The 23,202-nt window shown below is 30.7% G+C and carries 15 protein-coding genes; 8 read left to right on the top strand and 7 right to left on the bottom strand.

Going from position 1 to position 23,202, the window contains the following annotated elements; genetic code table 11:
- Positions 1-90: 90 nt before the first annotated feature.
- Positions 91-894 carry a DUF1338 domain-containing protein gene (locus DPIF8902391_RS07130; protein ID WP_172505425.1) on the bottom strand — a complete coding sequence of 268 codons (804 nt, stop codon included), beginning with the start codon at positions 892-894 and terminating at the stop codon, positions 91-93.
- Between the two features lie 155 nt (positions 895-1,049).
- Here DPIF8902391_RS07130 and DPIF8902391_RS07125 point away from each other — a divergent pair, with 155 nt between their 5' ends.
- From DPIF8902391_RS07125 to DPIF8902391_RS07110, 4 genes are all read left to right on the top strand, one after another.
- Complete coding sequence (locus DPIF8902391_RS07125) at positions 1,050-1,508, top strand: Lrp/AsnC family transcriptional regulator (RefSeq protein WP_058885536.1); 459 nt, start codon at positions 1,050-1,052, stop codon at positions 1,506-1,508.
- 22 nt (positions 1,509-1,530) lie between these two features.
- The gene (locus DPIF8902391_RS07120; protein ID WP_172505424.1) at positions 1,531-4,455 is read left to right on the top strand and encodes an FAD-binding and (Fe-S)-binding domain-containing protein; all 2,925 of its coding nucleotides are present in this window, start codon (positions 1,531-1,533) and stop codon (positions 4,453-4,455) included.
- A 361-nt stretch (positions 4,456-4,816) separates the two neighbouring features.
- Positions 4,817-5,944 carry a phosphoenolpyruvate carboxykinase (ATP) gene (locus tag DPIF8902391_RS07115; protein ID WP_172505423.1) on the top strand — a complete coding sequence of 376 codons (1,128 nt, stop codon included), beginning with the start codon at positions 4,817-4,819 and terminating at the stop codon, positions 5,942-5,944.
- A gap of 13 nt (positions 5,945-5,957) precedes the next feature.
- Positions 5,958-7,025 (top strand): nucleotidyltransferase family protein, encoded by a 1,068-nt coding sequence (locus DPIF8902391_RS07110; protein ID WP_058885538.1) that lies wholly within the window; start codon positions 5,958-5,960, stop codon positions 7,023-7,025.
- 6 nt (positions 7,026-7,031) lie between these two features.
- Here the strand turns inward: DPIF8902391_RS07110 and DPIF8902391_RS07105 are convergent, their stop codons facing one another.
- The 3 genes from DPIF8902391_RS07105 to DPIF8902391_RS07095 all read right to left on the bottom strand — a co-directional run bounded on the left by DPIF8902391_RS07105 (position 7,032) and on the right by DPIF8902391_RS07095 (position 10,657).
- Positions 7,032-8,384, bottom strand: coding sequence for a UDP-N-acetylmuramate--L-alanine ligase (locus DPIF8902391_RS07105; RefSeq protein ID WP_172505422.1), 1,353 nt, complete (start codon positions 8,382-8,384; stop codon positions 7,032-7,034).
- Between the two features lie 168 nt (positions 8,385-8,552).
- On the bottom strand, positions 8,553-9,704 hold the full coding sequence (locus DPIF8902391_RS07100; RefSeq protein WP_058885540.1) for an iron-containing alcohol dehydrogenase: 1,152 nt from the start codon (positions 9,702-9,704) through the stop codon (positions 8,553-8,555).
- Positions 9,705-9,820: 116 nt separating this feature from the next.
- The gene (locus tag DPIF8902391_RS07095; RefSeq protein WP_058885541.1) at positions 9,821-10,657 is read right to left on the bottom strand and encodes a helix-turn-helix domain-containing protein; all 837 of its coding nucleotides are present in this window, start codon (positions 10,655-10,657) and stop codon (positions 9,821-9,823) included.
- A gap of 202 nt (positions 10,658-10,859) precedes the next feature.
- Here DPIF8902391_RS07095 and DPIF8902391_RS07090 point away from each other — a divergent pair, with 202 nt between their 5' ends.
- Together DPIF8902391_RS07090 and DPIF8902391_RS07085 are read left to right on the top strand one after the other, a co-directional pair.
- Positions 10,860-17,033 carry an alpha-2-macroglobulin family protein gene (locus DPIF8902391_RS07090; RefSeq protein ID WP_172505421.1) on the top strand — a complete coding sequence of 2,058 codons (6,174 nt, stop codon included), beginning with the start codon at positions 10,860-10,862 and terminating at the stop codon, positions 17,031-17,033.
- 53 nt (positions 17,034-17,086) lie between these two features.
- Positions 17,087-17,584 (top strand): hypothetical protein, encoded by a 498-nt coding sequence (locus DPIF8902391_RS07085; RefSeq protein WP_172505420.1) that lies wholly within the window; start codon positions 17,087-17,089, stop codon positions 17,582-17,584.
- A gap of 203 nt (positions 17,585-17,787) precedes the next feature.
- On the opposite strand, the gene DPIF8902391_RS07080 is transcribed toward DPIF8902391_RS07085, so the two are convergent.
- The 3 genes from DPIF8902391_RS07080 to DPIF8902391_RS07070 form a co-directional block, all read right to left on the bottom strand.
- A complete protein-coding gene (locus DPIF8902391_RS07080) occupies positions 17,788-18,306 on the bottom strand; it encodes a DUF4136 domain-containing protein (protein ID WP_172505419.1) in 519 nt (172 codons plus the stop codon).
- A gap of 95 nt (positions 18,307-18,401) precedes the next feature.
- On the bottom strand, positions 18,402-19,904 hold the full coding sequence (locus DPIF8902391_RS07075; protein ID WP_172505418.1) for a S8 family peptidase: 1,503 nt from the start codon (positions 19,902-19,904) through the stop codon (positions 18,402-18,404).
- A 94-nt stretch (positions 19,905-19,998) separates the two neighbouring features.
- Entirely contained in the window at positions 19,999-21,021 is a 1,023-nt protein-coding gene (locus DPIF8902391_RS07070; RefSeq protein WP_058885547.1) for a M28 family peptidase, read from the bottom strand.
- A 109-nt stretch (positions 21,022-21,130) separates the two neighbouring features.
- Here DPIF8902391_RS07070 and kdsA point away from each other — a divergent pair, with 109 nt between their 5' ends.
- A complete protein-coding gene (kdsA, locus tag DPIF8902391_RS07065) occupies positions 21,131-21,949 on the top strand; it encodes a 3-deoxy-8-phosphooctulonate synthase (protein WP_058885548.1) in 819 nt (272 codons plus the stop codon).
- Between the two features lie 39 nt (positions 21,950-21,988).
- Positions 21,989-22,948: a transglutaminase domain-containing protein gene (locus tag DPIF8902391_RS07060; protein ID WP_172505417.1), complete on the top strand. Its 960-nt coding sequence runs from the start codon at positions 21,989-21,991 to the stop codon at positions 22,946-22,948.
- The last annotated feature ends 254 nt before the right edge of the window (positions 22,949-23,202 follow it).

Raw genomic sequence — 23,202 nt, 5'->3', positions numbered from 1 at the left:
AAACCGTATATCAAGCTATTACAGCTCGATGCACGACTTTTTTTAACATATAAAAAAGCTATTAAAATAACATTTCTAAATAAAGGGGGATTACAATTTCATATCGGTACTTTCAAAAATTTTATCGGCTGAACCTGCAATAAAACCAGAATATAATTCACCGTTTTCCATGGCATGACGGAAAGCAAACTCATAATAACAAGACGTAATTTCTTTGGTAACTTCTTTAAAAGCTACAGGAATTCTATCAGCTAAAACACTTGATTGCTCTAAAAATACCGCTGGAGTTCCTTTAATTTCGCCACCAGAAGTATTCATTTTAAAACCTTTCTCTTTTAAAAATTCGTTTACTTCTTGCAATGATTTAAAAGTCGCTAATTTATTTACATCTACTGTAAAGTGATTTGAACAAAATCCGTTTACATATAACCATGCAGCATATTCTGTTTCTGCTTGTAATTTTTCATAAACTTCAAAAGAAGGTTGTTCCCATAAACGACCTTTAAAAACTAACTCGGCAGGGTTTAAATCTTCTTCAGATAATCCATCGATTAAACGTTTTACAGTTGCTTGTAATTCCGCCGAAAACTCTTTTGTTTTTAACTGACTAATAAATACACGTGGTGCATTTTTATCGGTGGTATGCTCGTAATGTTTGGCATATAATTTTTTTGCTTCAAAAGTATAATCGCCACATTCCTTATAACCAGCGGCTAAAAATGGTGCTGCTAATACTTCAATATTTACACGTTCATCATCAAAAGTTCTAAAAGCAACGTGATCATTATAAATCTCATTACCTTTTGCTTTAAATAAATCATTGATTTTTTGTGCAGAAGGAGTACGCTCTGAGTATTCTTTCCATAATTTGTCAAATATTTGTGCTGTTGTCATGTTTTGATAATTTTTACTACAAATTAAATCATATTCCTTTTAATAAAAGCTTAAAATGATTAATTTTACACCTTAATTAGTTATTTTATGGTAAAACAATAAAATTATCAGCTTTAAAAAACCAAAATAACATTCTCTCAATCAAAAAATAGAAAATGAATAATCAATTTGATTATATCGATAAACAAATACTACTAAAATTACGTTCCGATGCTCGAAAAGCTTATTCGCAAATAGCTGAAGAACTAAATGTTTCGAATTCTTTAATTCATCAGCGGATAAAAAAACTCACTACCGAAGGGGTTATAAAAAATGCTGAATTTATTTTAGAAGAAAATAAATTAGGCTATAAAACCAAATCATACACTGGTATTCGCTTGCGAGAAGCACGTTTTGCAAAAGAGGTTATGAAGGCTTTAGAAAAAATCCCTGAAATTACCGAATGTAATTTTGTGTCGGGTAATTATGCCATTTTTATCTTAATTTACGCCAAAGACAATGAACATTTGCAAAAAATACTATACGATAACGTACATTTAATAAACGGCGTTGCAGGAACTGACACTTTTATTTGCTTTGATACCTGCTTTAAAAGAAATATTCCTATTGAGTAATTAAAAGAAAAAAATGACAGCGATGACAGATAAAAAACTATTATTAAATTTAGATAAAAGCTTACAAGGAACCTTATTTTTTGATGATTTACATAAAAGCTTATATGCTACGGATGCCTCTGTATATCGAAAAATTCCATTAGCGGTTGCTTATCCGAAAGATGCAAAAGATATTAAAATACTAATTAATTTTGCTACCAAAAATAACGTTACATTAATTCCTAGAACTGCAGGAACTTCGTTAGCAGGGCAATGTGTTGGTGATGGAATTGTGGTCGATGTTTCGAAGCATTTTACCAATATATTATCTTTTGATGAAAAAAATAAAACAATTACCGTACAACCTGGAATTATTCGTGATGATTTAAATCGATTTTTAAAACCCTACGGATTATTTTTCGGACCTAATACTTCCACTTCTAATCGCTGTATGATTGGTGGAATGGTTGGGAATAATTCATCAGGAAGCACCTCAATTCGCTACGGAGTTACTCGCGATAAAGTAATTGCTATACAAGGAATTTTAGCCGATAGTAGCGATGTTCTTTTCTCAGAAATTACCTCGCAAGAATTTCATCAGAAAAAAATAATTCAAACTTTAGAAGGAGCTATTTATAAAACTATTTACAACGAACTTTCTCAAGAAGCAATTCAAAAAGAAATTATAAAGGAGTTTCCAAAGCCAGAAATCCATAGAAGAAATACAGGATATGCTGTGGATGAATTTTTAAAATCTGATTTATTCGGAGGAAATGAAACAACTATAAATCCTGCAAAATTTTTATCAGGAAGCGAAGGAACCTTGGTTTTTTCTACAGAAATCACCATACAATTAGACAGCCTACCTCCTACTTTTAGTATTATGGTCTGCCCACATTTTACAAGTATCAACCAAAGTTTAAAAGCTACGGTTACCGCAATGAAACATAAATTGTATGCCTGTGAATTAATGGACAAAGTTATTTTAGATTGTACCAAAAACAACCGAGAACAAGCTAAAAACCGATTCTTTTTACAAGGCGACCCTGAGGCAGTTTTAATGTTAGAGGTTTCTTCGGATACTTTAGAAGATGCCGAAATTCAAGCTGATAAATTAATTGAAGATTTAAAAGCGAATAATTTCGGGCATCATTACCCTAAAGTTTATGGCGATGATATTGCAAAAGTGCATCACTTGCGAAAAGCAGGTTTAGGATTATTAGGGAATATTGTTGGCGATATGAAAGCCGTTGCTTGTATTGAAGATACTGCCGTTGCTTTGGAAGATTTGCCCGAGTATATTGAAGAGTTTACTCAAATTATGGATAAATATCAGCAAGATGCCGTTTATTATGCGCATGCTGGTGCTGGGGAATTGCATTTACGTCCGATTTTAAACTTAAAGAAAAAAGAAGATGTTGTTTTATTTAGAAAAATAACCACAGAAACGGCAGAATTAGTAAAAAAATATAAAGGGTCGTTTAGTGGCGAACATGGTGATGGAATTGTTCGTGCCGAATTTATTCCGTTAATGATTGGTAATGCAAATTATGACTTATTAAGAAGGATAAAAAAAGCCTTTGATCCGCAGAATGTTTTTAACCAAGGAAAAATTACCGACGCTTTTCCGATGGATAAAAATTTACGCTATGAAATTGACAGAAAAGAACCTGTTATAAAAACATTACAAGATTTTTCGCAAAGTGAAGGAATTTTAAAATTAGCGGAAAAATGCAATGGCTCAGGAGATTGTAGAAAATCACCAGAAGCAGGCGGAACATTATGCCCGAGTTACAGAGCTACCAGAAACGAAAAAGAAACAACGCGTGCACGAGCAAATATGTTGCGAGAAGTTTTAACCAATAATACGGCTGAAAATAAATTCGATTCTAAAGAATTGAAGCAAGTTTTAGATTTATGTTTAAGTTGTAAAGCTTGTGCTACAGAATGCCCAAGTAATGTTGATATTGCTTCGATGAAAGCCGAATTTTTATATCAATATCAAGAAACAAATGGTTATTCATTTAGAAGTACTTTATTTGCAAACAACGCAAAAATTAATAAATTAGGAAGTAAAATCCCTACTATTACCAACTTTTTTACAAATACACTTATTGCTAAAAAAATAATGGGCGTTGCTACTCAGCGAACTGTTCCAAAGTTAGCTAAACAAACCGTAAATGCTTGGCTTAAAAATAGAAATACAGCCTCAATAAATAAAAATAAATCAGGCGAAAAACCTCAAAAAACAATCTATTTATTTAACGATGAATTCACTAATTTTTATGATGCTGAAATTGGTAAAGACGCTGTTATTTTATTAGAAAAATTAGGCTATCAAGTTAAAAACATAGCACACGAAGAAAGTGGAAGAAGTCATATTTCTAAAGGTTTTTTAAACCAAGCAAAAATACTTGCTAATAAAAATGTAGCTATTTTTAAAGAGTTAATATCCGAAGAAACTCCATTAATAGGAATAGAACCTTCGGCAATTTTAACGTTTAGAGATGAATATATTCGTTTGGCTGATGATAAAATTTCGGCTAAAAAAATCGCTAAAAATGTGTTTACTTTTGAAGAGTTTTTAGCTGCTGAAAATCAAAAAGAAAATATAGATACAGCGTTATTTACCAAAGATACTAAAACGCTTAAAATTCATGGACATTGTCATCAAAAAGCATTGTCATCAACTCAGGCTAGTTTTTCAATTTTAAATATTCCTAAAAACTATAAAGTTACTATTCTAAATACAGGTTGTTGCGGAATGGCTGGTTCTTTTGGGTATGAAAAAGAACATTATAAAGTAAGTATGCAAGTTGGCGAAGACACCTTATTTCCTAAAATTAGAAACTGTACTACAGATACCGAAATTGTAGCAGCGGGTACAAGTTGTCGTCATCAAATTTTTGACGGTACAAAACGTATTGCCAAACATCCTGTTACTATTTTAAAAGAAGCATTGCGTTAATTTTTTAAAACAAAAAACTCGTAATAATAGCACAAATAAAAAATCAATAAGCTCTTAGAGCCTGTTTAAATTTCATCTAAAAAAGTTTTACAACAGAAAAATAAGAAATCGAATCCGTCAAACTGAATTTACTTCAGTTTCGCGTCCTGATTTGACCTGTTTTTTAGCTTTTTTTGATGATTATTGTCAATTCGAGGGGTTTTAATGACTAAAAGGAATTTAAAGAAAAAAAATCACTCGAACTGACAACTGACAATTTATTTAATTTTTAAACAGGCTCTTAATTGCTCTTTAAATATTTTTTCATATTATTGAATAATAAAACCTCGATTGTTTAGAGGTTTTAGTATTTTTATAACCTATGATTCTAAAAAAAAAAGTAGAAGGTAAAAGCATTTTATGGCTTCAAAATAAAAATCAATATATCGTTGTTGAACCTGTTGTTGCGCAAATAATAACGCTTTTAAATAATAGTGTTTCAAACAAAGAAATTGCTCGTATTTTAGCAGATGAAATAAGTGTTCCTGAACAAGAACTTATTGGTTTTATTCAAGAAATAGCCAACAATATACTTTCTGAAAATAAAGACGATAACAGTCTTAAAAATAATATTATTTTGGATGTTCCTCAAAAATTTGAGTATCATTATTACTACAAAATGAATACTATTATTATTAAAGTAAGCTATTTGTCAGATTATGAAAAATATTTAGTGCATCCAAAATTTGCACATTTAGAAATAGATAAACCTTCAGAAACACTTAACGAAACGCATCATTACAAAGTTTATAGTACTGAAAAACACATTTCTTTTTCTATAGATAATAACATTATTGATACTTGGGAGTTAAACGAAGTTCATTATTTTCAAGGGAAATTTTCTATGAAAATTGTAGAACATATACATCGAAAAGAAGAAGCGGAATGGCTAGGAGTTTTCCATGCATCAGCAATAAGTAACGGCAAAGAATCTATGCTTTTTTTAGGCGATTCTGGTAACGGAAAAAGTACTTCTTTAGCCTTATTACAAGCAAACGATTTTACCTGTTTAGCTGACGATTTTGTACCGATTGATGCACAAAAAAAACATATTTATAGTTTTCCTTCGGCAATTTCTATCAAAAAAAATAGCTTGCCCGCCCTACTTCCTATATATCCTGAATTGGAAACTTCGGCGGAATATAATTTTGAACGATTAGGTAAAATTGTGCGCTATTTAGTGCCTAATAACACCGATTATCAGCAACATTTACCTTGTAAAGCCTTGATTTTTATCAAATATGAAAAAGACAGTGATTTACAGGTTGATAAAATTTCTAAATTAAAAGCTTTTGAACAATTAGTACCTGATTCTTGGTTGTCGCCGATTGCTGAAAATGCCGATAAATTTATGGATTGGTTTGAAAAATTACCTTGTTATCAACTTACCTATTCTGATAATAAAAAAATGATTGACACCGTGCATAAAATTTTTAATGATAAATTATAAGACGCTATAAAAAATGAATTATAAAGAAACCTTATTTTTTATCGGGAAATGCTTAACGATTACCCACGAAAAAGACAATCGTATTTTAGTTGAAAAACAATTAAAAACAGGTACTGTAAATTGGGATAATATAGTTAAAATAACAACAGCACATTATGTATTTCCAGCTTTATACTGTAATTTAAAACGTGCTGATTTTCTGCATTATTTACCTGAAGATTTGGTTGAATATATGAAGCATATTACAGATTTAAATCGAGAGCGAAATCAACAAATAATTAAAGAAGCTAAAGAAATAAACACACTATTATTAGCACATAATATTACGCCTATTTTCTTAAAAGGAACAGGGAATTTATTAGATGGTTTATACCAAGATATTGCCGAACGAATGGTTGGTGATGTTGATTTTATTTTTTCTAAAAGTGACTATAATAAAGCTATCGAAATACTACTTAACAATAAGTACTCTAAAGTACATAAAACAACCTATGATTTCCCTTCATTTAAGCACTACCCACGTTTACAAAAGGAAAATAAAATTGCTGCAATAGAAGTACATAAAGAGCTTTTACTTGAAAAATATTCAAGTGAGTTTAATTATAATCTTATAAAAAAAGACACATTAATCATTAATAATGTAAAAACAATGAGCTACCAAAACCAATTAGCGCTATCTATCATTGCTTCACAAATTAATGATAATGGTCAATTTTATAACTCTATCTCTTTAAGAAATTCTTATGATGTTTTTTTACTTTCTATAAAAACAGACTCCTTAAAAGCGATTGATAATTTTAATTTATTATTTGATCCTTTAAATAATTTTTTAGCCTGCTCTAAAAAAGTACTTAATTCAAAATTTATAACTTTTGAAAACACTCAAAATACAACCAAGCATCTTAATCAATTTTTATTTTCAATAAACAACATCAAAAAATCTAATAAAAAAAGAAAAAGAACTGCTAGAAAATTATATCTAAAATCTAGGTTAAGTATTATTCAACAATCTTTTTTTAATAAAGAAATAAGAACTTGGTTATTCAACAGGTTAACCGATATAAGTTGGGTGAAAAAATAATACTATCTAAATCAACTCCTTAACCGCTTCAAAATCTAAACCGCCGTAATTTCCTGAACTCATTAATAGTAAAGCGGTGTTTTCTAAATTTTGATTAAATAAAAATTCTTTGAAATCGGTAGGGTTTGTATAAATAATTAAATCATCACGCTCAAAAGCAGTTGCTATTTGTTGCTCAGTAACGGCTTCTAATTGTTTAATTTTTACCGCATCTGGTGAATAAAATACAACGGCTTTATCTGCTTTAGCTAGCGCACCTTTATACTCTTTTAAAAATTCTGCATTTAAGCTAGAATAGGTGTGTAATTCTAAACAGGCTAAAACACTGCGTTCTTTATATTGATTTTTTACGGCTGTTGTAGTTGCTTTTACTTTACTTGGGCTGTGTGCAAAATCTTTGAAAATTACCGAATTTTTATTTTCCGCAATTTTTTCTAAACGTTTACTTGCTCCTTTAAAACTAGCAATTGCTTCATAAAATTCATCTTCATCAATTCCCATGTGCTGACAAATCCACTTTGCACCTGCTATATTTTGTAAATTATGTTCTCCAAAAATTTCTAAAGGCAAATCACCGTCAGGAGAATCTAAATACGTAATTCCATTATCAATAAAATATTCAGGGGTTTTATACGGATAAATTTTAATAGCATTTGTTGAGTTTTCAACGATATCTTTTACAACCGTATCTTGCTCATTATACACCATCATTCCGCCATTTATTAGCGAATCTGTAAAAATTTTAAACTGCTCATTATAGTTTTCAATAGTTGGAAATACGTTAATATGATCCCAAGAAATTCCGCTTAACAAGGCTATATTTGGTTTGTATAAATGGAATTTAGGACGCATATCTATTGGCGAACTTAAATATTCATCGCCTTCTAAAACAATAAATTCATTTTCTTTGGTTAAATGCACCATGGTTTCAAAGCCATCTAACTGAGCTCCTACCATATAATCAACCTCTCTTTCATGATAATTCATCACATGTAAAATCATTGAAGTAATGGTTGTTTTTCCGTGAGAACCACCAATAACTACACGCGTTTTATCTTTAGATTGCTCATATAAAAATTCAGGATATGAATATATTTTAACACCTAATTCTTGTGCTTTTAACAATTCTGGATTGTCTTTTTTAGCGTGCATTCCTAAAATTATAGCCTCTAAATCAGTGGTTATCTTTTCAGAGAACCAACCAAATTCGTTCGGTAATAATCCGTGTTTTTCTAAACGAGTTTTAGATGGATTATGAATTGTATCATCACTTCCTGTTACGATGTCTCCTTTTTGATGTAGGGCAATTGCTAAATTATGCATTGCACTTCCGCCGATAGCTATAAAATGTACTCTCATTTAAATATTCTAAATTTTATGTAAAGATAATAAACTATAAAAATGCTTTCCTATGGTTTTTATAAAAAATTAATGGTAAAGATATTTTTCTTCGGATAAAATAAAAAACCTAAAAAAAGGCTTCCAAAATTGGAAGCCTTTTTTCTCTAAAAACTAAAAATACTATTATTATACCGTAGCAGCTACACCATTATAACATGCTTGATAAATGGCTTTAATTTCTTCGAATTTTGGTTTTCTTGGATTAAAAAGCGTACAAGGATCTTTCATTGCATTTTCAGTTAATGTATCCAATTTAGCTTCCCAATCTTCTTTTGAAATTCCATATTCTTTTAAAGAACCAACAACTCCAGCAGTTTCACGTAAAGTTGAAATATCTTGTGCAAAATCTTCTGCAGTAGATTTCCCTAACATTTTAGCTAAAATTTCGTATTTATCGGTTACTTTTGAGTTGAAACGAACAACATTTGGCATTAAAATAGCATTCGCACATCCATGAGGAATACCAAAAGTACCACCTAATTGATGCGACATTGAATGTACAATTCCTAACCAAACATTGGTAAACGCCATACCTCCCATACAAGAAGCATCATGCATTATTTGACGTGCTTCTAAATTTTGTGGCTCCTCAAGAACGGTCGGTAATGTTTTAAATACTAAATCAATAGCTTCTTTTGCTAAAGCGTCATTATACCTGTCGGCAATATTTGAAGCAAAAGCCTCTACCCCATGACTTAACACGTCTAAACCTGTGTTTGCAGTAACATGTTTTGGCATACTTGCACAAAGCTCACCATCAATAATTGCAACATCTGGTGTTAATTCATGCGATACAATTGGGTATTTTGTTCCTTTTTCTCTATCAGTAATTACTGAAAGTCCTGTAACCTCAGTTCCTGTTCCACTTGTTGAAGGTATTGCTACAAAAATTGCTTTATTACGCAAAGGTTTTACAGCAAAAGGAGCCGCTAATTCTTCTAGTTTTGAATCTGGATATTCATAATAAATCCACATTGCTTTTGCTGCATCAATAGCCGAACATCCTCCTAAACCGATAATAATATCTGGTTGTTCTTGTGTGAAAAAAGCCGCACCTTTAAGTACTGTATCAATTGATGGATCTGGCTCTACTCCTTCAAATATTGAAGATTCTATTGAAGCTTCTGAAAGAAATTTTTGAGTTCTTTCTAAAGAACCATTTTTCTTTACAGAACTACCACCGATAACGATAACGGCTTTGTTTCCTTTTAAGTTTTTTATGTTTTCAAGACTTCCTAGTCCGTGATGTATTTCTTTTGGTACAATAAATTTTGCCATCGTAATGTTGTTTTATAATTATGATGCAAAACTACTGCGACGCTTTCAAAAAAGAATTACTAATATGGTTCAACTACTTATGAAAAAAGTCCAAGTTTGTTTTATCGAGTTTTTATCTAATAAATATCTCTAGGGTTTACACCAAATTTATTCTTAAAGGCAATACTAAAATTAGATAAATTGTTATACCCATACTCTAAATAAATATCAGAAGCTTTTAAACTACCGTTTTCTAAGGCTTCTTTTGCTTTTTGTAAGCGCTTGTCTTGTAACCATTTTCCTGGTGTTACGTTGTATTCTGAGGTGAAATGACGTTTAAAGGTAGATAAACTCATGTTGCATAAAAAGGCGATTTCTTCTAATTTTAAGTTAGAATACACATTACTTTCTACCGTTTTTTTAAAAGATGAACTTTCTTTAGCTATTAAGGAATGTAAGTAAATTTCAAATTTTTCGCCATATTTACCTAATAAATAGAGCATTATCTCTTCAAATTTAACCGAAATAATTTTATCTTTAAAAGCGGTATTTGTTAATGTAATACTTGTTAGCGAATTTAAATACCAAGTAATATACGCATCATTTTCAATAACAAAATAAGAAATCTCTTCAGGTTTAATTTTAGTTAATGTTGCATGTTTTTCTAAAAAACACTTTAATTTATCTTCAGAAAAAAAAAGAAGTTTACAGTAATAAATATCTTCATTATCTAATAATTCTGTCCACAAACAATTACCATTTTTTATAAGTAACGACTGCTCTTTATTTACAGAAACAGCGGTATCGGCAAAATGAACCTGTTTTTTACCTACTTGCAAAAAACTAAACATATTCATGCTTAAATTCACCTTACTTTTTATAACATCATTTGTCATTTTAAAATCATAAACAAATAATTCAGGTTTTGTAATTGTAGCATCTAAATATGCTTCAGGAATGTTTTCTATAGCCATATTTCTAAAAATAAAGGACAAATATATTATTATATTTAAAAAATATCATTAATAAATTATGTAGTATTGTAAACAATATGATGTTCGTATTTAGCATCAAAAAACAATAATTGGCGCGCTTTTTGATTTAGAACTTCTTTTAAAAATCAGAATTCTAATTCACACGCTTACTAACGCCTGACCGACCCAAAAAACAGCTGCTATGAAAAAAATAAAAACACTGCTATTTATGATAACCATTTTTTCCGGTGCATTAAATGCGCAAGAAAATTACAACGGTCTTTGGGAAGATGTTGCCAAACTTGAGCAACAAAATTTACCAAAATCAGCTTTAAAAGTCGTAGAAACTATCTACGCTAAAGCGGATGTTGCTAAAAATTCGCCACAAATTATTAAAACGCTCTTTTATAAAAGTAAATTTTCATTGACTTTAGAAGAAAATGCGCAATTAAAAATTATCAATCAGTTTAAAATACATATTGATAAAAGTTCATTTCCTACTAAAAATGTATTAGAAAATGTATTGGCAAATTTGTATTGGCAATATTTCAATCAAAATAAATGGAAGTTTTATAACAGAACAAAAACAAGTAAAAAAGTTGATACTATCGATTTTAGAACTTGGGATTTAGATACGTTATTTGCTGAAATTCATACACATTATCAAAAATCATTAGAAAACGGATTATTATTACAACAAACCGATATTCGTGAATTTTCTGATATTTTATATATCGTACAAGGTTCAAAAGAATACCGTCCTAGCTTATTTGATTTTTTAGCACATAACGCACTTGATTTTTATAAAACATCAGAAACAACTATTACAAAACCAAATTATCAGTTTAAAATTGATAATTCGGAATTAATAGGAACTGCAAAAAAATTCACGCAACTAAACTTGGTTACAAAAGATGCAACATCGCTTCAATTTAATGCCTTAAAAATTTATCAAGAATTAATTAATTTCCATCTAAAAAACAAAAATTTAAAAGCCTTAGCTACCGTAGATTTAGAGCGTTTAAATTTTGTAAATAGTCATGCTATTTTTAATGATAAACAAGATTTATTTTTACAAACATTAAAATCATCCGAAGAAAAACAGCAAAAAAATGCTACTTCAGGATTGTATAGTCATCAAATTGCAGAAGTTTATAGACAACAAGCAAATAGTTATCAACCTAATAAAAATGAAGATTTCCGTTTTAAAAATAAAGAAGCATTAGTTATTTGTGATGCTGTAATTACGAAATTTCCGAAGAGTGTTGCATCCCAAAAATGTAAGGCTTTAAAAGGACAAATAACAAACAAATCACTGTCACTTTTATCAGAAAAATTCAGTCCTATAAATACAGCTTCTCGCTTATTAATTACCTATAATAATATTGATAAACTTTATTTTACTGCTTATAAAATTGACAAAAAGAAAATAACGGAATTAAACAATCTTTATAAGGAAGAAGAGCGAATCAATTTTATTAAAAAACTAACCAAAGTAACTTCTTGGAATGATAAGTTAAGAAATGAATTTGATTATAAACAGCACACTACAGAAATCATTGTTCCGAAACTTCCGCAAGATAATTATTTAATTGTAGCTCATGAAAATAGCATTTTAAACAGTGATAATTTATACGCTACCGCAAATATTCAAGTAAGTAATTTAGTGTTAATTGAAAATACTGATAACAATACAACAAAGTATCAAGTTGTAAACAGAAATACAGGAAAACCAATTGAAAATGCCCAATTAGTATTACAAAATAACGGACATAGAAATGTAAAAAAACTATATCAAAAATTAATTACAGATAAAAATGGTTTTGCAACCTATATAAGTAATAATAGATATTCTAATGTATCAATAACAGTTACATCCAAAAATGATGTTGCTATTTTTGGCAATTACTACTTATATAAACATCAAAAAAATACAGCAAAAAAGAACAAAGAAAGTATTACAATAAAACCATTTATTTTTACTGATAGAAGTATTTATCGACCTGGGCAAACGGTTTATTTTAAAACGATTTTAATTCAAAAGAAAGGCGAAAAAAACACCTCTTTTTCAGATTCATATATTGAAGTAACATTAAATGATGTAAACGGACAAAAAGTAAAAACCTTAGATTTAAAACTAAATGAATTTGGTTCGGCATCTGGTGAAATTATATTGCCAAATACAGGTTTAACAGGTGAATATAATTTTTCTATTCGTAAAAGTTCAAAAGAAAAAAACAGTCTTATAAACGGTATTCCTTTTTACTTTGAACGAGAAAATAATATCAACAATATTTTAGTTGAAGAATACAAACGTCCAAAATTTGAAACCGATTTTAAACCCGTTACTCAAACCTTTAAGGTAAATGACAATATTACCGTGAACGGATTTGCAAAAGCTTTTTCTGGCGCAAATGTTACGGATGCCAAAGTTGTATATCGTGTGCACAGAAAAGTGCAGTATCCGAGTTGGTGGTATTGGCGTGGTGCTAATTCATCCGTAGAAGCTCAAGAAATTACACACGGAGAAAGCATTACAGATGCATCAGGTAATTTTTCTATTCAATTTAAAGCAATTCCCGATTTAAGTACAAACAAAGAAAGTTTACCTGTTTTTAACTACGAAATTACCGCAGATATTACCGATGTAAACGGCGAAACACGAAGTACAACCACTATTGTAAATGTTGGATATCATGCTTTATTGGCTTCGTTACAAATTAATTCGACCATAAATAAGGAAGCTAATAAAGACGAAAAACAGCAGGAAATAACCATTACAACCAACAATTTAAACGGGCAGTTTACACCTAGTAAAGGATCTGTAAAAATTTACAAACTTCAAGCACCTAAAAATCCGTTGCGTAAAAGACCTTGGAATACGCCTGATTATCAAGATATTTCTAAAAATGAATTCAATACCTTATTTCCGCATGATGCCTATTCTAAAGAAGAAGTAAATCAAACTACTTGGAAAAAAGGTGCGCTTGTTTTTGAAGAATCTTTTGATACACAAAAATCAACAGCACTTATTTTAAATAGTCTTAAAAATTGGACTTCAGGAGCATATATCGCTGTTTTAAATACTACAGATAAATTTAATCAAAAAGTAACGGATAAAGCACATTTTAATATTACGAGTACATCCGAAGAAAAAGTAGCTGATAATCAATTATTTTTTATCAAAACAGATAAAAAAACGTACAATATTGATGAAACTGTTTGTGTACAAATTGGCTCGGCATCAAAAGATATGACCGTAATTGTTGAAATTGAAAAAGAGTATAAAACGATTGACACTAAATTTATTCATCTAAATAATGAGATAAAAACAATTGAAATCCCTGTTCATAAAGAGGATATTAAAGGTTTTGCTATCAAATATTATTTTGTAAATTATAATTCTTTTGATACTGGATTGTTAAATATTTCTGTAGAAAACGAACAAGAAAACATCCGTATTGAAACCAATACTTTTAGAGATAAATTACAACCTAGAACTACTGAAAAATGGAGTTTCACTATTAAAAATGATAAGAAAAACAAAGTAACTGCCGAAGTTTTAGCAAGTATGTACGATGCTTCTTTAGATGAATTTAAATCTCATAATTGGTCATTTAACCCAATAAGAACAGCGACTTATTATTCTCGTGGAAATTCGGCAAGTGCACATCATAGTTTTGGAAACGAACATTTTCGAGTTTTTAATAGATATTATTCGAATAATAGTTATCCAAATCAACAATATGATAAACTAAAATTGTTTGGATTCCGATTTGGTGAAAATTATCGTCGTAGAACAATGATGAGCAAAAGTAGTAGCCGAGGAATGAACATGAATATTTCTAAAATTGAAGTTGTTGAAGAAGAATATGAAGAGGTTGAAGAAACTGTTATTGAATCAACAGAAACTGATGAAAGTGAACTAACAGAAGTTGAAGATAGTTCTTTTTCTAAAAAGAAATCTGATGTAAATGATAAACAAAAAAACACCTCTTTAAAAGGCATTAAAATCCGTAAAAACTTACAAGAAACTGCTTTCTTTTACCCGCATTTAACTACGGATAAAAAAGGAAACATCTCTTTTAGTTTTACAACTCCTGAGGCATTAACCAAATGGAAATTACAATTATTAGCACACACAAAAGAAGCTTTATCGGCGACTAAAACACTTACAACCGTAACTCAAAAAGAGTTAATGATTACGCCAAATGCACCACGATTTTTAAGAGAAGGTGACAACATAACATTGAGTGCTAAAATCTCGAATTTATCCGAAGAAAAACTAGCAGGAATTTCTCAATTAATTTTAACTGATGCCATTACAGGAAAAGAAATTAATCTGTTAGATAACTCAACAAAAAATCAAAGTTTTAGTGTGAATTCAAAAGGAAATACTAGCGTTTCTTGGAACTTAGCTATTCCTGATAATATTCAAGCTGTTCAATATAAAATTGTAGCAAAGGCTGGCAATTTTTCTGATGGAGAACAAAATATGTTACCTGTTTTATCAAATAGAATGTTAGTTACCGAAACCTTGCCGATGTGGGTGCGTTCGAATCAAACAAAAACTTTTACCTTAGATAAATTGAAAAACAATACTTCTACAAGTTTAAAACATCATAAATTAACTTTAGAAATAACCTCAAATCCTGCGTGGTATGCAGTGCAAGCTTTGCCGTATTTAATGGAATATCCGTATGAGTGTAGCGAGCAAACTTTTGCACGTTATTACGCAAATACCTTGGCAAGTTTTATCGCAAATTCAAATCCGAAGATTCAAGAAGTATTTAATCAATGGAAATCGAGCGATGCATTATTATCAAATCTTGAAAAAAATCAAGAGTTAAAATCATTGATAATTCAAGAAACACCTTGGCTTCGTGATGCACAATCGGAAACCGAACAAAAGAAACGTATTGGGTTGTTATTCGATTTGAATAAAATGAAAAATGAGCAAGAAAATGCAATCAATAAGCTTCAGAATATGCAAATGAGTAACGGAGGTTTTCCTTGGTTTAAAGGTGGAGACTACGCAAATACGTATATTACGCAGCATATTGCAAGCGGATTTGGACATTTAAAAAAATTAGGCGTATCTAATTTTGATACTAAAACAACACAAGTTTTAGAAAAAGCAGTTCGTTTTTTAGATGCTGAAATAGCAATTCAATACGCTGATTTACTAAAAGAAGCGGCAAGAATAAAAGCCAAAAAAGGACAAAGTGCATCAGAAGAATATCTAAAGAAAAATCATTTAAGTTATGCAACTATTCAATATTTATATATGCGTAGTTTTTATCCTGAAATAAATATTGCTTCTAAAACCAAAATAGCAATTTCGTATTATAAAAAACAATCTGCTACTTTTTGGAAAGATTACAATTTATACGCACAAGGGAAAATCGCTTTAATTCAATTTAGAAATAATAACAAAACACTTGCCTCTAAAATTTTAAAATCATTAAAAGAAAATAGTATTACTTCGGATGAATTAGGAATGTATTGGAAAAGTAATGTTGCAGGATATTACAGTTATCAAGCACCAATTGAAACGCAATCTTTATTAATTGAAGCTTTTTCTGAAATTGAAAATGATACAAAAACAGTTGATAACTTAAAAATCTGGTTGCTTAAAAACAAACAAACAAATCGTTGGAAAACAACAAAAGCAACTACCGAAGCCGTTTACGCCTTACTTTTAAAAGGAAGCGACTGGCTTTCAATTACCGATATGGTGGATGTGAAAATTGGAAATAATAAAATTGAAGCATCAAAACTAGAAAATGTAAAAGTAGAAGCTGGTACAGGATATTTTAAAACATCGTGGAATGGCAATGAAATTACACCAAATATGAGCGAAGTTACCATTTCTAAAAAAGGAAAAGGTATTGCTTGGGGAGGTTTATATTGGCAATATTTTGAGGATTTAGATAAAATTACTTCGGCAGAAACTCCGTTGAAATTACGTAAAAATCTATTCAAAAAAATAACTTCGGATACAGGTAAAGAACTTATCAAAATAACCGATAAAACAACCTTAAAAGTTGGCGATTTAATTACCGTAAGAATCGAATTACGATGCGATAGAAACATGGAATTTGTACATATGAAAGATATGAGAGCTTCAGGAGTTGAACCTATAAATGTGCTTTCAGGGTATAAATCACAAGACAATTTATATTATTATGAAGCAACAAAAGACGCTTCAACAAATTTCTTTTTCGACCGTTTACCAAAAGGTGTTTTTGTGTTCGAATATGATGTTCGTGTAAATAATGCTGGTAATTTCAGTAACGGAATTACAACCATACAAAATATGTATGCACCAGAATTTAGTAGTCATTCAAAAGGAGAAAGATTAATCATAAAATAGTTTGGCATCTAAATTGTGAGTCATTACTTTTAATACCCTTAAAAACAAAAATCATGAAAAAATTATTATTAGCCATTGGCTTTTTAACCTTAGGAGCAGTATCTGTAAATGCACAAGACATTTCAGAAAATGCCATCGGTGTCCGTTTTGGCGATAATAGCGGATTTGGAGCAGAAATTTCATATCAAAGAAAACTAAGTAATACCAATAGATTAGAAATTGATTTAGGAATTAGAGGCAATAACAATTACAGCGGAATCAAGGCTACAGGGCTTTATCAATGGGTTTGGCAGTTAGAAAACGACTTTAATTGGTATGCTGGTTTTGGTGGTGGATTAGGAACTTGGAAAGTAAAAGATAAAACCATTTCAGGAGTCAATGTAAATGGAGATTCTGAAACTTATTTATTCGGAGCTGGTGTTATTGGTGTCGAATATAATTTTGATATTCCGTTAATTATTTCTTTAGATTATAGACCCGAACTTGGTTTTGGTGATTTTTACGAAGGCTTTAATTCAGATTTTGGTTTAGGTATTCGTTACCAATTTTAAACATTTTAAATTTTTAAACATAGAAAACCTCCAAATATTGGAGGTTTTCTATGTTTATGAATATCGCTTTTTTATCAAAATTAAAAAAATGATTAGAAGCAATTTCCCGCTTTCGGTACTCGCTCTTTTTTTGAAAAAAAATCAAAAAAAGGAGCTCAAACAAATGCCTCAATCGGGGCTAGGCATTGGTACTAATTTGAATATTACTTTTTATTTGGAGGATAATTTACCAGTATTTTCCCGATTACTTTTTTATAATGCGCTACTTTTTCTGTCGGAGTTCTTTTTTCGTTTATTTTAGTATTCGCTATTCCTTGCCATAGTAATTCATTATTTTTACTAGCAACAAAATCAATCGTTAATTGCTCATTTATTTTTTTACTACCAATAGGAATTCCTCCTGAAAGCCCCAAATTAACAGCTCCTCCACCGCCTATTCCAACGCCAATTGTGTTTCTATTAACAGCCGTACTTTGTTTTGATAAAATATGAATATACATATCAGGATTTTCGGCTAAAGTCATCCCTTTTTCTTGAAGCCCCAATGTTAATTCACGGGTAATTCTTTTAACATCCAACTCATTTAATCCTTTACCTGCATCATCAAAAAAATGAAATGTTTTATAATTTTCAAAAGTAGTCTGACCATCGTAATCGTACACTACTTTAGTCGATGAACAGCCTAGTATAAATAGTAAAAAAAGAAATTTTAATGGTTTCATAATAATATAATTTATTAAAATCACTACAATAATCATACCTTTTAAAACGTAAAAACCCTCGAATAATCGAAGGTTTTTAATTTAATTAACTTATTTTATTGAACAGCTTTTAAGGCATCAATATTTCCATAGCCAAACGCTGAATTTTTATTCGGATAAAAAGACGCTGACTCTTTCATTTTTTGTAGTACTTGATTTCTATTCCAAGACGGGTTTTTAGCCCATACCAAAGCGGCAATACCTGCTGTTGTTGCTGTCGCTGCCGATGAACCACCTATATAATTTGCCTGTTGGTCAAAATAACTTAATACCGCTATAAAATTACCCGCACCCGTTTTTCTCTGCATTTGAACAGTAAAATCAATTTGAGATCCTGTATGACAAATATCACATTGATTATATTCTTCGCCTTCCATTATACCTGTTACAGCAACGGTCTCCTGCATACTTGCTGGAAAAATAACCCCATACCAAGTTGTGTATGATGTTGAAGTTCCTCCGGCAGCTAAAATCATTTTACCCTTACTATACGCATACTTTATAGCATCTTCTATTTTACCAATACCAAACGGAAAACCAATAGACATTGAAATTACTTTTACATCAGCTCTATCGGCTAAAGCAATTAAAGCATCTGCAACACCTTTTCTTTCATGATAATCATCTATAACAACATTTTCAACAGCTCTATAAGTAACTAAATTTGCATTATACGCTACTCCTACAGGTAAATTATCATCATTTCTAGGCGCTGTGGCTATCGCTGCCATCTTTGTACCATGACCACAACGGTCATCAACACCATCATAGTTTTTTGACCAAATTAACCACGAATCTATAAATGTACCATATTTTTCAACGGTTCTTCCTGATGAATATCCATCATTAAAATATTCGTTCATCCATTTTTGTTCTGGTGATAACCCTGAATCTATAATTGCAACTGTAATACCTTTACCTGTACTATAATCCCAAGCAGCTGGAATATTATGTGCATCAAAAGTCCAAGGAATTCTTGCACCTGGTGAAATCGTTCTATAATCATTTTGTTCTAAAACAGCCGTTCCATAGCCACACCCCGAACTTTCCGAAGATGATTTTGCCGTTAAACGTGCTGCTGTTTTAGGTGATTCTTCAAATTGATAACCACCCGGTTCAATATAACGTACGCGACTGTCTTTTAAAAGCGCCTCTATAACCTGTTTATTAGTCACTTTTATATCTAAAACATTGATTACTTGATCCGCATATAATTCAGTACTAGCGCCTCTAGCTGCTGTTTTTTCAAAACCACGTACTAATTCAATAATTTCAGATTTTACATCATTCGATTTAGAACCTCTTGCAAAACTATTTTTAGAGCTACCATAACCAATTGTTAAAATATTTTGACCATGTTTTACAGCGCTCCAAATTGTATGGGCACTTTGTGTATTCCAATTAAAATTTCCTGTAGTTTTTAATGATTTCTCAATAATCCTATTAATTTCCTGTTTTGAAAGCACTTCATTTTGCTTTACAGGCATTTCTAGCACGGTATCGTTAGTACATGAAAACATTGTAATAACAATCGCCAAGCTTACTAATTGTTTTTTCATTTTTGAAGGATTTTTAGTTAAATTGTTACGAATATAACAAAACCCTCGAATAATCGAAGGTTTTTATTAAAATACCATAAATTTCAAACAGAAATTACTCTTCTAAAACAACTCTTGTAGGCGTATCTTTTCCATTGATAATACTCTCTGTTCCTTTTGCTACCGCTTTAATCGTTTGAGTAATTACCCCCATATTTAAGGTTTTTGCTTGATCAGAAACCTTATGATAATCTTTATCAACATCAATTGGCGTAGTAGAAAACGTATGGCTTGGTACTCCTAAACGTGCCAAAGAAGCATTGTCTGACCTAAAAAATAAATTAAATTTCTCATACGGATCAGGAAATAACTGATACCCTGTGCCTACCAAATTCTTTTGGATGATTTTACCAAAATCAGAACGTTCAAACCCTGTTAACCAAGCCGTATTTTTACCAAAACTTGGCGTTTTACCAATCATTTCTAAATTAATTCCTGCAACAAATTTAGTAGGGTCGATTCCTTTTCCAAAAAAGTCAGAACCAACTAAGCCCATTTCTTCTGCGGTGAAACACACAAATAAAATAGTACGTTCATTCGTACCTTTTTGAGCAAAATATTCGGCTAATGTTAACACCCCAACAACCCCTGAAGCATCATCATTTGCACCGTTAAAAATTAAATCTCCTTCTCCCGATTTTTTAACGCCTAAATGATCATGATGTGCAGAAATCACTACAATTTCTTCCTTTTTACTTTTCCCTTCTAAAACCCCAATAATATTACTCATTTTAATGCCTTTATGCGTAAAATTCTGGCGATAAGTAGCCAAATTTCCATAGGTTTTTAACCCAATACGCTTAAATTGGTTTTCAATATAAACCGTGGCTTTTTCCATCCCTTGAGTTCCGGGTTTACGCCCTTGCATTTCATCCGAAGCCAAGGTGTATAAATGTTTTTTAACCGATAATGAATCAAATACAAAAGCCTTTTTTACACTCTTTTTAGCCGTATTTGTAATTACTTCGGATGAAAAATTAGCCGTTTTATTCTGATCATTTTTCACTGTTTTACATGACGATAAAAACATCGGAATAAATGCTGACACGTATACTATTTTTTTAATATTGTTTTTCATTTCAGTATAATTTGGGTGTAATTTTTAGGGTCGATTCTTATTTAATTTAAAACCGCTAAAATAGCTAAATTAATTTCTTAATTTTGTTGAAAACCTACAACTTAAAATCATGGATTTAAATCTTATTCCAAATATAAAACATACTGATGCTAACAATTTTTTCCTTTTAGCAGGTCCTTGTGCTATTGAAAGTGAAGAAATGGCAATGCGAATTGCCGAAAAAGTACTTACAATTACCGATAAATTACAAATTCCTTATATTTTTAAAGGAAGTTTTAAAAAAGCAAACCGAAGTAGAATTGATAGTTTTACAGGAATTGGTGACGAAAAAGCGTTAAAAATTCTAAGAAAAGTTTCTGAAACCTTCAATGTTCCTACCGTTACTGATATTCACGAAGTTTCAGATGCCTACAAAGCTGCCGAATATGTCGATGTTTTACAAATCCCTGCTTTTTTAGTGCGTCAAACCGATTTAGTGGTAGCTGCCGCAAAAACTGGTAAAGTTGTTAATTTGAAAAAAGGGCAGTTTATGAGTCCTGAAGCAATGCAACACGCCGTTAAAAAAGTACACGATGCAGGAAATCAACAAGCATGGATTACCGACCGAGGAACTATGTTTGGCTACCAAGATATGATTGTCGATTTTAGAGGAATCCCAACAATGCGTGAATTTGCGCCTACGGTTTTAGATGTAACTCATTCGTTACAACAACCCAACCAAACAAGCGGTGTTACTGGTGGAAGACCCGATATGATTGAAACAATCGCAAGAGCTGGAGTTGTTAATAATGTCGATGGATTATTTATTGAAACACATTTTGACCCTGCAAATGCAAAAAGTGACGGCGCTAATATGTTACACCTTGATTATTTAGAAAAGCTATTAACAAATTTAGTAGCCATTAGAAAAACTGTCAATAATTTATAGGCACAATTTTTGATAAATAAAGTTGTTTTAAACTCTTATATGAAGCAACTTTATTTATTTTTAGTACTCGTTATTACTAGCGCTACCCTATCGGCTCAAGATTTTTCAATTGTTGATGCCAAAATAAAAACCTACCCTAAAAGAATTACCGCTACAAAATTAGCTAACAAAATTTCTACAGATTTTACTTCTGATAATGAAAAAGTCAGAGCCTTATTTAGCTGGCTTGCTTTTAATATTCAATACGATTTAATTGCATTTAATAACCTTAGTGCCAGAAAAACACAGTTTAGCTATAGAAACGAAGCTGAAAAAAAAGCGAAACTTAAAGCTATAAAAGATGCTCTTGTAAAAAAAACATTGGCTAGAAGAAGTGGAATTTGTGAAGATTATGCACAAACATTTGCTAATATTTGTACGCTTTTAAATATTGAAAACGAAGTAATAAAAGGTAATGTTCGAATTTCTTCAAACGATATTGGCAAGGTAAATAACCAAGCGAATCACGCTTGGAATGCTGTAAAACTGAACAATAAATGGCTGTATTTAGATGCTACTTGGGCAGCAGGAGCTGTTAAAAACGGACGTTGGCAACGTAATTTTAATGATTATTATTTTAATATTCCTAAAGAAAAATATTTCTTAACCCATTTTCCTGAAGATATTTTATGGCAATTACGTGTAAAACGAATGTCTTTAAAAAGCTATTTTCAGCAGCCAATATACACCACTGATTTTCTTAAAAAACAATACAAATTAATAGCTCCAACTACTGGTATCATTACTAAAAAAACAAATACACCCATTACTTTTATCCTTGAAAACATTGCTAAAAACCAATCTATATATTGTGGATTTAAAGGTGTAAAATATGCTCAAAAACCAAAAATTTCTTTTGAAAAAAATCAGGCAATTGTAAGTATTCTTCCTCCAAAAAATAGCAACGAAGTTTTTTTACTTATTGACAAACAGGTTGTGGCAATCTTTTTAATAAAATAAACTACTATTTAAATAACGATTTTTTAGAAGCTATTTCCCACTTTCCGCACTCGCTTTTTTTTGAAGAAAAATCAAAAACAGCCCTCAAACAAAGCTTCAATCGGGGCTAGGAATTTAGTACATCAAACTTTATTTTTAACTAAAATTGAATAATCCTGTTCAAATTCTCGATACTATTTTAATTCTTTTCAGTCATTAAAATCACTCGAATTGACAAGAATCATCAAAATAACTGTCAGTTCGAGTGTTTTTTT

Origin of the sequence: Tenacibaculum finnmarkense genomovar ulcerans, from assembly GCF_900239495.1 — a bacterium.
Lineage (GTDB): Bacteria > Bacteroidota > Bacteroidia > Flavobacteriales > Flavobacteriaceae > Polaribacter > Polaribacter ulcerans.
The sequence above is the reverse complement of the archived record's forward strand: the minus strand, read 5'-3'. Positions and strand labels throughout refer to the sequence as shown.

Coding starts and splice junctions, on each gene's coding strand:
- DPIF8902391_RS07130 (WP_172505425.1), bottom strand. CDS start 894: ATGACAACAGCACAAATATTTGACAAATTATGGAAAGAATACTCAGAG.
- DPIF8902391_RS07125 (WP_058885536.1), top strand. CDS start 1,050: ATGAATAATCAATTTGATTATATCGATAAACAAATACTACTAAAATTA.
- DPIF8902391_RS07120 (WP_172505424.1), top strand. CDS start 1,531: ATGACAGATAAAAAACTATTATTAAATTTAGATAAAAGCTTACAAGGA.
- DPIF8902391_RS07115 (WP_172505423.1), top strand. CDS start 4,817: ATGATTCTAAAAAAAAAAGTAGAAGGTAAAAGCATTTTATGGCTTCAA.
- DPIF8902391_RS07110 (WP_058885538.1), top strand. CDS start 5,958: ATGAATTATAAAGAAACCTTATTTTTTATCGGGAAATGCTTAACGATT.
- DPIF8902391_RS07105 (WP_172505422.1), bottom strand. CDS start 8,384: ATGAGAGTACATTTTATAGCTATCGGCGGAAGTGCAATGCATAATTTA.
- DPIF8902391_RS07100 (WP_058885540.1), bottom strand. CDS start 9,704: ATGGCAAAATTTATTGTACCAAAAGAAATACATCACGGACTAGGAAGT.
- DPIF8902391_RS07095 (WP_058885541.1), bottom strand. CDS start 10,657: ATGGCTATAGAAAACATTCCTGAAGCATATTTAGATGCTACAATTACA.
- DPIF8902391_RS07090 (WP_172505421.1), top strand. CDS start 10,860: ATGAAAAAAATAAAAACACTGCTATTTATGATAACCATTTTTTCCGGT.
- DPIF8902391_RS07085 (WP_172505420.1), top strand. CDS start 17,087: ATGAAAAAATTATTATTAGCCATTGGCTTTTTAACCTTAGGAGCAGTA.
- DPIF8902391_RS07080 (WP_172505419.1), bottom strand. CDS start 18,306: ATGAAACCATTAAAATTTCTTTTTTTACTATTTATACTAGGCTGTTCA.
- DPIF8902391_RS07075 (WP_172505418.1), bottom strand. CDS start 19,904: ATGAAAAAACAATTAGTAAGCTTGGCGATTGTTATTACAATGTTTTCA.
- DPIF8902391_RS07070 (WP_058885547.1), bottom strand. CDS start 21,021: ATGAAAAACAATATTAAAAAAATAGTATACGTGTCAGCATTTATTCCG.
- kdsA (WP_058885548.1), top strand. CDS start 21,131: ATGGATTTAAATCTTATTCCAAATATAAAACATACTGATGCTAACAAT.
- DPIF8902391_RS07060 (WP_172505417.1), top strand. CDS start 21,989: ATGAAGCAACTTTATTTATTTTTAGTACTCGTTATTACTAGCGCTACC.